We start from the raw sequence: 13,035 nt of genomic DNA, 5'->3' as shown, positions 1-13,035 counted from the left end.
TGAGATAAAATTGTTAAAAGAATTCACACTTTACATACTTTAATTGACGAGCATTGGAGGTGTTCATTGCATGGCAGAAAAAGAAAAATTGACAATGCCGCTACTGCCTTTACGAGGTTTGATCGTCTATCCGACAATGGTGCTTCATTTAGATGTTGGGCGAGATAAATCTGTGCAAGCATTAGAAAAAGCAATGATGGATGATCACTTAGTTTGTTTAGTATCACAAAAAGATATGGGTATCGATGAACCAACAAAAGAGGATTTATATAGAACCGGTACGTTAGCAAAAATTAAACAAATGCTAAAGCTGCCGAATGGAACGATGCGCGTCTTAGTAGAAGGACTGAATCGCGTAACCGTTACAGAATTTGAAGACAGCGAAGAATATTTTGTTGTGCACGTGGAAAAGCAAAACGAAGAACATCAGGTTGATGTAGAAGATAAAGCGCTGATGCGCACGCTTTTAGACTATTTCGAACAATACATAAAACTTTCCAAAAAGGTGTCCGTTGAAACTCTTTCAACCGTAAGCGACATTGAAGAACCAGGAAGATTAGCCGATATTGTAGCCTCTCATTTACCAATAAAAATTCAGCTTAAACAAGAAATTTTAGAAATAACTGATGTGAAAGAAAGGTTAAATACGATCATTTCTCATATTCAAGACGAGCAAGAAGTTTTGCAGCTGGAGAAAAAAATTGGACAGCGTGTAAAGAAATCAATGGAACGCACTCAGAAAGAGTATTATCTTCGTGAGCAAATGAAGGCGATTCAAAAAGAGCTTGGAGACAAAGAAGGAAAGACGGGAGAAGTAGCAACACTTCGCGAAAAAATTGAAGCAAGTGGGATGACGGACCATGTTAAACAAGTGGCGTTTAAAGAATTGGATCGCTATGAAAAAATTCCTGCTACCTCCGCTGAAAGCTCAGTTATTCGAAATTATATCGAGTGGTTGATTGCGCTGCCTTGGACAAATGAAACGGAAGATACGCTCAATATTCATAATGCTGAACAAGTGCTGAACGATGAGCACTATGGCCTTGAAAAGGTGAAGGAACGCGTATTAGAATATCTAGCTGTGCAGCAGTTGACAAAATCTCTTAAAGGTCCTATTTTATGTTTAGCAGGACCTCCTGGCGTAGGGAAAACATCCCTAGCCCGCTCAATTGCTACGTCTCTAGACCGTCATTTTGTACGAGTATCTCTAGGCGGTGTGAGAGATGAGTCTGAAATCCGCGGTCATCGTCGCACGTACGTGGGAGCTATGCCTGGACGCATTATTCAAGGAATGAAAAAAGCAGGAACGATTAATCCGGTATTTCTGCTTGATGAAATCGATAAAATGTCAAATGATTTCCGAGGAGATCCGTCTTCTGCACTGTTAGAAGTATTGGATCCTGAACAAAACCATAATTTCAGCGATCACTATATAGAAGAAACGTATGATTTATCAAAAGTGATGTTCGTGGCTACAGCTAATAACTTAGCTACAATTCCGGGGCCGCTGCGCGATCGAATGGAAATTATTCAAATTGCTGGTTACACGGAGCTGGAAAAGCTTGAAATTGCGAAGCGTCACTTATTGCTCCGCCAGTTAGAAAACCACGGACTGCAAAAGGGCAATTTGCAGATTCGCGATGACGCGTTAACAGCCATCATCCGTTTATATACGAGAGAAGCTGGTGTTCGTAACCTTGAACGCGAAATTGCTTCCATTTGCCGAAAAGCAGCTCGCATCGTAGTCTCTGGCGAGAAAAAACGCGTGGTGGTGACGGCCAAAACGCTTGAAGAATTCCTTGGTAAGCCTAGGTTCCGTTACGGACAGGCTGAGACGGAAGATCAAGTCGGCGTTGCTACAGGTCTTGCTTACACAACTGTAGGAGGAGACACGCTAGCCATTGAAGTAAGCTTGTCCCCTGGTAAAGGAAGACTAGTGCTAACAGGAAAGCTTGGAGATGTGATGAAAGAATCAGCTCAGGCAGCATTTAGCTACGTGCGTTCAAATGCAGAGAAACTAGGAATTGATGAAAAGTTTTATGAAAAACATGATATCCATATCCATGTTCCAGAAGGAGCTGTACCAAAGGATGGACCTTCTGCAGGAATTACCATTGCCACTGCTCTCGTATCAGCACTAACGGGTAAACCAGTGCGTAGAGAAGTAGGAATGACAGGAGAAATTACACTAAGAGGTCGCGTATTACCAATCGGCGGTTTAAAAGAAAAGTCACTTAGTGCACATCGTGCCGGATTAACTAAAATATTAATCCCTCATGATAATGAACGTGATATTGAAGATATCCCTGACAGTGTACAAGAGGAATTAGACATCGTTCTTGTGTCACATGTGGACCAAGTATTGGAACATGCGCTAGTAGGAGAGGTAAAATGAAAGTAACTCAAGCCGATATTGTCATCAGTGCCGTACGCCCTGAACAATATCCTAAAGAAAACCTGCCAGAGTTTGCGTTAGCAGGCCGTTCAAATGTAGGAAAATCATCTTTTATTAATAAGATGCTCAATCGCAAAAGCTTAGCGCGTACGTCGTCTAAGCCTGGAAAAACTCAAACGCTTAACTTCTTTTTAATTAATGAAATCCTTCACTTTGTAGACGTACCTGGCTACGGATTTGCAAAAGTGTCTAAAAAAGAGCGTGAAGCATGGGGGAAAATGATTGAAACGTATTTAACAAATCGTGAGCAGCTTAAAGCTGTGTTAATGATTGTTGATCTACGCCATGCCCCTTCAAAGGATGACGTTATGATGTATGAATTTTTGAAGCACCATGACCTTCCCGTTATGGTTATTGCGACGAAAGCCGATAAAATTCCTAAAGGAAAATGGCAAAAACACTTAAAAGTAGTGAGAGAAACGCTGGATTTAGATCCAAATGATGAATTAATTCATTTCTCATCTGAAACAGGTGAAGGAAAAGATAAAGCGTGGAAATCTTTGCAGTATCGCATGACTCACTAAACAAAGGAATAGAAGCTAAAAAAATGGAACGTTTATCATCACTCTAACAGGAAGTGAGTCAAACGTTCCATTTTTTAACTTGTTTACATAGATTACTTTCGTTTGAAAAATAATAAATATAGCCCAACTAGTAACAATAAAATAGGCCAGAAGGTTGTTAAATAATTTACGCCGTCTTCAACTTTTGGCAAAAATAGTTTGAGACGGTCTGAAAACATCATTAAAATGGCAATAATTAAAAGGGTGCCGCCTTGGAAAAAGCCTGATTTGGCTTTTCTAGCACTGAGTAAAAAGCTAATGGCCACCATAAAAACGACCATGCTAATATTCGTAGGCCAAAAGGGAATTTGTTCACTTACATAGAAATGAATACCTAAAGTGATTAATATGTAGCTTGCAAGCAAGTTTGAATGATCTTGAGATAAAGCAGACTCAGTTAACAGGGCTGCTCCTATTAAAATTAACAGTACAGGCCACGTGTATACCTTTGCTGCAATGCTCATATGTAGTTCATTCAGTAAGAAAAAGATTCCAAATCCAACTAGTAAGACACCAAAAAACATTGATTGCTTTTTCATAGTAACCTCCAGGTGTTTCAAAACAGAAAACGTGATAAAACGCTGCTTTTTTGATACAATTTATTACGGAATAACAGTTAATATCTTAACACATGTTTTCAAAGACTGTTCACATTTTTTTTTCGAATGACTTATAGAACATGTTATAATAGTTAGAGATAAGGCGAAGCTTACATTTGTGTAATGTCCGCCGGTTTTTACGAATAGTAGAATGAAGAACGCCGGATTTTACGGGCAGTTATCTCACTGTAGCTCTGTGGAAATTTAGGGGTTACTGCCCGTCAAATTCGGATAAATAAGCACATTTCAATTGTAGGGGGTATGTACAAATGCATATTATAGCAGTCGGCTTAAACTTTCGAACAGCCCCTGTTGAAATAAGAGAAAAGCTTAGTTTTAATGAGCAAGAACTAGCATCTGCCATGAAAACGTTAAGCGGCCAAAAAAGTATTTTGGAAAACATCATTGTTTCAACATGCAATCGTACGGAAATTTATGCTGTTGTTGATCAATTACACACGGGCCGTTACTATGTAAAAGCATTTTTAGCTCAATGGTTCGGAATAGATAAAGAAGAGTTTTCTCCTTATTTAACCATCTATGAAAATGATGGAGCCATCGAACATTTATACCGAGTAGCATGTGGATTAGATTCAATGGTGATTGGTGAAACACAAATTCTTGGACAAGTGCGTTCAAGCTTTTTGCTTGCTCAAGAAGAAGAAACAATTGGAACGGTTTTTAATCAGCTGTTTAAACAAGCAGTGACATTAGCTAAAAAAGCTCATCATGAAACAGAAATTGGTGCGAATGCAGTTTCTGTCAGCTATGCAGCCGTAGAGCTTGCTAAAAAGATTTTTGGGGACTTATCATCCAAACATGTGTTGATTCTTGGTGCGGGAAAAATGGGTCAGCTTGCCGTACAGAATTTATATGGCAGCGGGGCTAAAAAAGTAACGGTAGTGAATCGAACATTTGAAAAGGCACAGGAGCTAGCAAACCGTTTTTCTGGAGAAGCCAAACCATTTGCTGATCTTCAACATGCTTTAAGCGAAGCAGATATCTTAATTAGTTCAACAGGAGCTAATGACTATGTAGTAACGAAACAAATGATGAGTGAAGCCGAGCGTACGCGTAAAGGCCGCCCATTGTTTATGGTAGACATCGCCGTTCCGCGTGACTTAGATCCAGAACTAGATGAGCTAGAGACGGTCTTTTTATACGATATCGACGATTTAAACGGGATTGTAGAATCCAATTTGCAAGAGCGTCAAAAAGCTGCGGATGAAATTGAAATTATGCTTGAAGCTGAAATTGTTGCTTTCAAGTCTTGGCTTGGTACATTAGGCGTTGTGCCTGTTATTTCTGCACTTCGTCAAAAAGCACTTACCATTCAAGCTGAAACGATGAAAAGCATTGATCGTAAGCTCCCAGATTTATCTGAGCGTGAGCGCAAAGTGTTAAATAAACATACAAAAAGTATAATTAATCAACTTCTTCGCGATCCAATTTTACACGCGAAAGAATTGGCTGGAGAGAAACATGCTGAAGAGTCTTTAGAGCTGTTCATGAAGATTTTTAATATTGAACAGGAAGTTGCTTTGCAAAAAGAAAAAGAAGAGCAGCTTCATACATCGATTACGTCTCATTCAGTAGCTTATCAGTCTTAAGTGAGGATTGAATAATGGTTGATATGGAATTAACCAGAATCTATGAATTGATTGTGATTTTATACGCGGTGAGCGTTTTATTATATTTTATTGATTTTGTACAAAATAACCGGAAGGCAAACTCGATAGCCTTCTGGTTACTTTCTATTGTGTGGGTTTTGCAAACAGCCTTTTTAATTTTACGAATGTTTGATACGGGGAGATTTCCAATTCTCACCGTTTCTGAAGGGCTGTATTTTTACGCGTGGGTGTTAATTACTCTTTCACTTGTGATTAATCGTTTATTCCGCGTTGATTTTATGGTATTTTTTACAAATGTGATTGGTTTCTTAATTATGGCTATTCATACGTTTGCTCCACTTGAAACATACACGGCTGTCCAGTCGGAGCGCCTTGTGTCAGAATTATTAATCATCCATATTACCATGGCTATTTTATCTTACGGCGCTTTTTCAGTCTCGTTTGTTTTTTCTGCTCTGTATCTCGTTCAGTATAATTTATTGAAAAAGAAGAAATGGGGCAAGCGCTTGCTAAGAATTGAAGATTTAACAAAGCTAGACTACATGTCCTATGTATTAATTTTAATTGGTGTACCGCTGTTATTGCTTTCGTTAATCTTAGGAATCATATGGGCTTATATTAAATACGTAGATTTTCATTGGTACGATACAAAAGTGTTAGGTTCATTTTTAATGTTTGTTGCATACAGCGCTTACTTGTATGCTAGACTGCGCAGAGGTATTCAAGGAAAGGCAATCGCGATGTGGAATATTGGGTTGTTCTTAGTCTTACTTATTAATTTCTTTTTATTTGGCAGTTTATCGAATTTTCACTTTTGGGGTTCGTAATTAGGAGGACAACATGCGAAAAATTATTGTCGGCTCTCGTCGAAGCAAACTTGCGTTAACACAGACCAAGTGGGTCATTGAACAGTTAAAAAAACAAGGTCTTCCTTTTGAGTTTGAAATTAAAGAAATGGTTACAAAAGGGGATCAAATTTTAAATGTAACGCTGTCCAAAGTAGGCGGTAAAGGTCTTTTTGTAAAAGAAATTGAACAGGCCATGTTAGATGAAGAAATTGATATGGCCGTTCATAGTATGAAAGATATGCCGGCTGTTTTACCAGAAGGGTTAACGATTGGATGTATTCCTTTACGAGAAGATCATCGTGATGCGCTTATTTCAAAAAATGGTGAGAGATTTGAGAACTTACCAAGCGGTGCTGTGATTGGGACAAGCAGCTTGCGTCGAGGGGCACAGCTTCTATCTATGCGTGCAGATATCGAAATTAAATGGATTCGAGGAAATATCGACACACGCCTAGAGAAATTAAAAAATGAAGATTACGATGCGATTATCTTGGCAGCTGCAGGGTTATCTCGTATGGGCTGGTCAAAAGATACGGTCACTCAGTACCTAGAGCCGGAAATAAGCGTTCCCGCTGTAGGACAAGGAGCTTTAGCTATTGAATGCCGAGAAAATGACGATGAATTATTATCGCTTCTTCAAGCTCTAAATCATGATGAAACGGCTCGTGCTGTTAGCGCTGAACGAGTATTTTTAAAAGAGATGGAAGGCGGATGTCAAGTGCCGATTGCGGGATACGGACGTATAGTAGACGGTGGAAACATTGAGCTAACGTCGCTAGTTGCGTCTCCTGATGGCAAAACGATTTATAAAGAGCACATTACGGGAAAAGACCCCGTTGCTATCGGTTCAGAGGCTGCTGAGCGTTTAATCTCTCAAGGAGCTAAGCTTTTAATTGATCGTGTAAAAGAGGAGCTGGACAAGTAATGAGTCATGAGGCTCCTCTTTTTTTGAAAAAAGTTTTGATTACAAGAGAAGCGAAGCAGGCTCATTCATTTGCAGCACAGATTAAAAAGCTTGGAGGCACACCTTTAAGTTTACCAGTCCTTACGTTCGCACGTTCTAACAACGAACAAGAAGTGGAAGACGTCCTGCTGTCGATTAATTCATTTGACTGGGTTGTTTTTACAAGTCAAAACGGCATTTCTTTTTTTCTCGAATGGCTAAAAGAGTTAGATATCAGTTTGAATGCTTTAAAACCATTAAAAGTGGCTGCAGTTGGAGAAAAAACCGCAAAATTGCTAGAAAAATACGATGTGAACGTGCAGCTTGTTCCCAAAGAATACGTTGCAGAATCACTTCTTGAATCGTTAAAAGCAAATGTTTCACGTCACGAGCGAGTTCTTCTTGTACGAGGACAATTAGCCCGCTCTGTTTTAAGAGATGGGCTAAAAGAGTATGATTTAACGGATTTAATCATATATCAGACCATTCGAAATCAAGAGTCTGAACGAGTGGTTAAGCAACATTTAGAAAGAGGAATTGATGCGATTACTTTTACAAGCTCTTCTACGGTGAGATTTTTTGTGGAGTCCGTTCAAGACATTCCGAATTGGCTCGAGCTGGTGAATCGGACGAAAGTGGTTTGTATCGGTCCTATTACAAGTCAGACAGCGAGCGAATATGGAATTAAGCATCTTGTTCCTAACACATACACAATAAATGGTATGATAGATATGTTGGTTAGTTGTTTTGAATAATAAAGGAGGATTTTAACATGAAAGATTTACAATTTACACGTCATCGTCGTCTTCGTAATTCTGTAAATATGCGTGCGCTTGTACGTGAAACACATTTACATCCTGAAGACTTTATATATCCTATTTTTATTGTAGAAGGTGAACAAAAAAGAAATGCTGTAAAATCAATGCCAGGTGTGGATCAAATTTCTTTAGACTACTTGAATGGTGAAATCCAAGAGCTAGTCGATTTAGGAATTAAGTCAGCTATGGTATTTGGTGTTCCCGCTGAAAAAGATGCGGTCGGCTCACAGGCATACCATGACCACGGAATTGTCCAAAAAGGTATTCGTCAAATTAAAGAAAATTTTCCAGACTTTGTTGTTATCGCAGATACATGCTTGTGTCAATACACAGATCATGGCCACTGTGGTGTAATTGAAGACGGAAAAATCTTAAACGATCCCAGCCTTGACTTATTAGCGCGTACAGCGGTTAGTCAAGCTAAAGCAGGAGCGGATATTATTGCGCCTTCAAACATGATGGACGGTTTCGTGGCAGCTATTCGCCACGGTCTAGACGAAGCTGGATTTGAAGATGTGCCGGTGATGTCTTATGCTGTTAAATATGCATCTGCTTTTTACGGACCATTCCGTGATGCAGCGCATTCTTCTCCTCAATTTGGAGACCGTAAAACATATCAAATGGACCCAGCCAATCGCTTAGAAGCACTTCGAGAAGCGGAATCTGATGTTGAAGAAGGAGCAGATTTCTTAATTGTAAAACCAGCTCTATCATATTTAGATATTATGCGCGATGTAAAAAATACGTTTAATTTACCGGTAGTGGCTTATAATGTGAGCGGTGAATATTCAATGATTAAAGCGGCAGCTCAAAACGGCTGGGTAAATGAAAAAGAGATTGTTCTTGAAAAATTAATTAGCATGAAGCGTGCAGGAGCGGATTTAATTGTAACGTATCATGCTAAAGACGCAGCACGCTGGTTATCTGACAAGTAATTAAGGAGGCTTACACATGAGAAGTTATGAAAAGTCAAAAGCAGCTTTTTTAGAAGCGCAGCAATTAATGCCGGGTGGAGTAAACAGTCCTGTTCGTGCATTTAAATCAGTAGATATGGATCCTATTTTTATGGAACGAGGAAAAGGCGCTACGATTTACGATATTGACGGCAACAAATATATTGACTACGTCTTATCATGGGGACCTTTAATTCACGGACATTCCAACGATCAAGTAGTTGAAGCAGTAAAAAAAGTAACGGAATCTGGTACAAGCTTTGGTGCACCAACATTAATTGAAAATGAGCTTGCTAAGGTTGTGATTGAGCGAGTTCCTTCAATCGAAATCGTCCGTATGGTGAGTTCAGGTACGGAAGCAACGATGAGCGCACTGCGTTTAGCACGTGGCTATACGGGCCGCAACAAAATTTTAAAATTTGAAGGCTGTTACCATGGACACGGTGACTCTCTTCTCATTAAAGCAGGCTCAGGCGTTGCCACGTTAGGTCTACCAGATAGCCCGGGAGTGCCTGAAGGAATCGCTAAAAATACGATTACAGTGCCGTACAATGATCTAGAAAGCGTACAATATGCTTTTAAAGAATTCGGAGATGACATTGCCGGAGTAATCGTTGAACCGGTAGCAGGAAATATGGGTGTGGTACCGCCACAGCCAGGTTTCTTACAAGGGCTTCGGGATATCACATCAGAATATGGCTCACTGCTCATTTTTGATGAAGTAATGACAGGGTTCCGCGTAGCGTACAACTGTGCACAGGGCTACTACAACATTACGCCTGACTTAACTTGCTTAGGAAAAGTAATCGGTGGTGGTTTACCAGTAGGTGCTTACGGTGGTAAAGCTGAAATTATGGAGCGAGTTGCACCAAGCGGCCCGATTTATCAAGCAGGTACATTATCAGGTAATCCGCTTGCGATGACCGCTGGATACGAGACATTAACACAGCTGACACCTCAATCCTACGATGAGTTCATTCGTAAAGCAGATCGATTAGAAGAAGGACTGATGGCAGCAGCTGAAAAATATGATGTACCGTTTACCGTAAACCGAGCTGGTTCAATGATCGGTTTCTTCTTTACAAACGAGCAGGTAATAAATTACGAAACAGCAAAAACATCGAATTTAGATTATTTTGCAGCTTACTATCGTGAAATGGCTAATGAAGGCGTGTTTTTACCTCCTTCTCAGTTCGAAGGAATGTTTTTATCAACTTCTCATACAGATGCAGACATTGAACATACAATTGCAGCAGCTGAAAAAGCTTTTTCAAAGTTGCGTGGATAAACAGCTAAATAAGAATAACTTTTTTAGTTTTCAAGACATATTTTAATTTATTTGTTCATACATCTTTAATGACCGCGCTATTACCTGGCGGGTGTTGGAAGGGGGAGAACAATTTGTCGCAGGATAATTTATCATGTCTGCGTTTTTCCGTAGAAGAATCAGTATGGTTTCAAAAAGGACAGGAAGTCTCACAACTTTTGTCTATCTCCTTAGAGCCTCAAGTATCTATTCAAGAATATGACCAATATGTGTCTATTCGAGGAGCATTACAATTAACAGGTGAATACGAAACGTACGAGGGAGAGCACTCGTTACGCGAATATACAAATGAGAATCAAGTGCAATCTATCTCTGTCCGTGAAGACGGAACGGCTGAATTATCACATCAATTTCCTGTTGATATTACCATTCCTAAAAATCGTATTCAAAGTATTGAAGATGTATATGTATCTATTGATTTATTTGATTATGAATTGCCAGGCACAAATCAGCTGCAGCTAATGGCTGACTTGTCCATCACAGGATTGTATGGAGAACAGCATGAAGAACAGCATGAAGAACGAGAAGAAGAGGAAGAGTTTGCGGAAGAACAGCACATCGTCTCCTATGAAGAAGCAGACGATACTGAAGAGGTATATACTGAAAACTTTGCTCAAGAAGAAGAGGAACAAGAGGAACAAGAGGAGCAAGAGTTTGACGTAAGCTATCGTGAAGCTCCTGCACCTTTAGAGGCAGAGGCTATTGAAGAAGATCATTCAGAAGAGCCTCCTAGTTACTTTTCATCTGTATTTAAAAAAGAATCTCGTGCTGAGCCGGCCGTAGAATATGAAGAGGAAGCATACGAACCATTTGAAGTCGAAGTGAAAAAAGAGGCACAAATCGAGGAAGAAAGAGAAGACAATGTGATTGAGCTGTTTCAGCTTCGTCAAGAGCAAGAAAGTTTAGAAGAATCGCAAGCTAGTGAATTGAATACGTATGCTGACGTTCAACGAGAGGCTGAGCAAGAAGAAGCTGAGCAAGAAGAGGAAAAGATTATTGTTGAATTTCGTAAAGAAGAAAATGAAAGCGGACGAAATGAAAACGCCCTTTATTTAACAAAGCTCTTTTCGCGGGAAGAAGAAGCTTTTTCAACGTGGAAGCTTTGTATTGTTCAAGACGGAGATTCGCTTGATACGATAGCAAACCGCTATAATACGAATGTACAAAACATTTTACGAGTGAATAATTTAGAAGATGAATATGAGCTGGAAGAAGGAAGCATCTTAAATATTCCCGTTCGTTAAAGTCGGAAAGAAAACAGTTTTGACGCATATAATGTCTTAACTGTTTTCTTTATTTTTTACGAGGAAGGAGAATATAGATGCAGCGGACAGTAGCAGACTACAAAGTATTGTTAAAAGAATATGACTTAGATGTTGACTTTATCGAAGACTACGGAAAAGTAAAAAAAGTCTATACGAAAACCGGCGTGTTTGCGCTTAAAGAAATGACGAATCATCAAGAACGAAATCAGAACTTCATTCAAAAGCTGCAGAACGTGTATCAAAAAGGGTGGATGGGCTTTGTCCCTATTTATCAAACGAAACGTTCTCAGCCGATTGTTTCAGATGAAAGCGGCTCATATTACTTAATGCCGTGGCTCCCAAATAACCCAACCGAAGAGCGTGATATTCGATATCATAAATTATTTCAAGAGCTTGCTAAGCTTCACGGCGCTTCGGCGCAGGAAGTAGAAGTGAAAAAAGAAGATATAGAAAATCATTATACATCGATGAAAGAAACGTGGGAAAAACGTCAGGAAGAGCTGAAGCAATACGTAGTAGAATGCGAGAAAAAAGTTTATATGTCCCCGTTTGAATTGCATTACTGTACATTTTATTACGAAATGACGAGAGCGCTTGAATTTGGTTTTGGAAAGCTCGATCAGTGGAACGATGAAATGGAAGAAAAGGAAAAAATCCGGCTGGTTACTTCTCATGGAAAGCTATCGGCTAAACATTTTATCTATGACGAACGGGGAAATGGTTTTTTTATTAATTTTGAACATGCAAAAGATGCTTCACCGATTTATGATTTGGTCTCATTTTATTTCCGTACTCTTCGCACGTACCCAGTAACTACCTATGACAGCTATGAGTGGTTTAGCACGTATGAAAAACATTTTGCTCTCAGAGAAGAGGAACGGCTGCTTTTACACAGTTATTTAGCGTTTCCAGAACCCTTGTATCAGTGTATCGTTCAATATAGGCAGCATAAAGAAAGTAAAACGGAGCTTGAACATATGCAGTCATTTATTCGAGCATACTGGCTGACGAAAAACATTGAACAGCTGAACATTAAAATATTTGAAGTAGATCAGCAAAAAAAAATGGCAGCGGAAGCAGCTGCACAAGCCCAAGCGAACGAATAGCGCTTGGGTTTTTAAATCCAGTCCGAATATAAAGCAACCGCTAGTATGGCAAGCAGTGCCAACAACAGTACATCAAAGGTTGTAGGGAAAAATAGTGTACGTATACCTTGAAAAATTGTTAAAGGAACAATAAACTGTCCACAAGCCGCTCCTGCTGTTTTGAGCCACCGCTGCAGCTGATACGAATTTACATTTATTCGTTTCTTCATTTGTACATGCCCCTTTCAATCCACGTGCCCAGGTTAAAGTCAGTATATGAAAAAAGAAAGAAATGGTGCCATTTTTTTGAGTGAACTCTTCATTTTATTTCCAAATTTAGCGAGTGAATGAAAAAATAAAGAGCAGGACAAAAAAATTATGAATATTATCGTAAAAAAATAGGAGAAGATTATTGACGATTCAACATTTTTTCATATAGTATAATTAAGAGAAATTCATACATAAATACAGTGAATAGGAAGAGTACGGGATGTTCGTCTTTCAGAGAGAGGAATCAGCTGCTGTGAGATTTCTTAAGAATGTGCACT

12 protein-coding genes and 1 other annotated feature (1 of these 13 running past the window's edge) are annotated in these 13,035 nt (G+C 39.3%); of the genes, 10 read left to right on the top strand and 2 right to left on the bottom strand.

Features of this window, described 5'->3' with window-relative positions:
* Positions 1-70 precede the first annotated feature (70 nt).
* Positions 71-2,395 (top strand): endopeptidase La, encoded by a 2,325-nt coding sequence (gene lon / locus N178_RS05370; protein WP_016765665.1) that lies wholly within the window; start codon positions 71-73, stop codon positions 2,393-2,395.
* A complete protein-coding gene (gene yihA / locus N178_RS05365; RefSeq protein ID WP_013059364.1) occupies positions 2,392-2,979 on the top strand; it encodes a ribosome biogenesis GTP-binding protein YihA/YsxC in 588 nt (195 codons plus the stop codon). Before lon ends, yihA begins: the two co-directional genes overlap by 4 nt.
* A gap of 92 nt (positions 2,980-3,071) precedes the next feature.
* Here yihA and N178_RS05360 read toward each other — a convergent pair whose 3' ends face one another.
* Entirely contained in the window at positions 3,072-3,557 is a 486-nt protein-coding gene (locus N178_RS05360; protein WP_013059363.1) for a LiaF transmembrane domain-containing protein, read from the bottom strand.
* 329 nt (positions 3,558-3,886) lie between these two features.
* Here N178_RS05360 and hemA point away from each other — a divergent pair, with 329 nt between their 5' ends.
* The 8 genes from hemA (at position 3,887) to ysxE (ending at position 12,508) form a co-directional block, all read left to right on the top strand.
* Entirely contained in the window at positions 3,887-5,227 is a 1,341-nt protein-coding gene (hemA, locus tag N178_RS05355) for a glutamyl-tRNA reductase (protein WP_045291105.1), read from the top strand.
* Between the two features lie 14 nt (positions 5,228-5,241).
* Positions 5,242-6,075, top strand: coding sequence for a cytochrome C assembly family protein (locus N178_RS05350; RefSeq protein WP_045291104.1), 834 nt, complete (start codon positions 5,242-5,244; stop codon positions 6,073-6,075).
* A 13-nt stretch (positions 6,076-6,088) separates the two neighbouring features.
* Entirely contained in the window at positions 6,089-7,021 is a 933-nt protein-coding gene (gene hemC, locus N178_RS05345; protein ID WP_045291102.1) for a hydroxymethylbilane synthase, read from the top strand.
* The gene (locus N178_RS05340) at positions 7,021-7,794 is read left to right on the top strand and encodes a uroporphyrinogen-III synthase (protein WP_045291100.1); all 774 of its coding nucleotides are present in this window, start codon (positions 7,021-7,023) and stop codon (positions 7,792-7,794) included. The genes hemC and N178_RS05340 overlap by 1 nt, the downstream gene beginning before the upstream one ends.
* A 17-nt stretch (positions 7,795-7,811) precedes the next feature.
* Positions 7,812-8,792: a porphobilinogen synthase gene (gene hemB, locus N178_RS05335; RefSeq protein WP_045291099.1), complete on the top strand. Its 981-nt coding sequence runs from the start codon at positions 7,812-7,814 to the stop codon at positions 8,790-8,792.
* A 16-nt stretch (positions 8,793-8,808) separates the two neighbouring features.
* Complete coding sequence (gene hemL / locus N178_RS05330; protein ID WP_013059357.1) at positions 8,809-10,098, top strand: glutamate-1-semialdehyde 2,1-aminomutase; 1,290 nt, start codon at positions 8,809-8,811, stop codon at positions 10,096-10,098.
* Positions 10,099-10,211: 113 nt separating this feature from the next.
* Positions 10,212-11,381, top strand: coding sequence for a stage VI sporulation protein D (gene spoVID / locus N178_RS05325; protein ID WP_045291097.1), 1,170 nt, complete (start codon positions 10,212-10,214; stop codon positions 11,379-11,381).
* A gap of 77 nt (positions 11,382-11,458) precedes the next feature.
* Positions 11,459-12,508, top strand: a complete 1,050-nt coding sequence (ysxE, locus tag N178_RS05320; RefSeq protein ID WP_045291096.1) for a spore coat protein YsxE — start codon at positions 11,459-11,461, stop codon at positions 12,506-12,508.
* Positions 12,509-12,519: 11 nt separating this feature from the next.
* Here the strand turns inward: ysxE and N178_RS05315 are convergent, their stop codons facing one another.
* On the bottom strand, positions 12,520-12,717 hold the full coding sequence (locus N178_RS05315) for a hypothetical protein (protein WP_013059354.1): 198 nt from the start codon (positions 12,715-12,717) through the stop codon (positions 12,520-12,522).
* Positions 12,718-12,948: 231 nt separating this feature from the next.
* Positions 12,949-13,035: a binding site (T-box leader), on the top strand (it continues 158 nt past the right edge of the window).

The sequence above is a fragment of the Priestia aryabhattai B8W22 genome (assembly GCF_000956595.1).
GTDB lineage: Bacteria > Bacillota > Bacilli > Bacillales > Bacillaceae_H > Priestia > Priestia aryabhattai.
The sequence above is the reverse complement of the archived record's forward strand: the minus strand, read 5'-3'. Positions and strand labels throughout refer to the sequence as shown.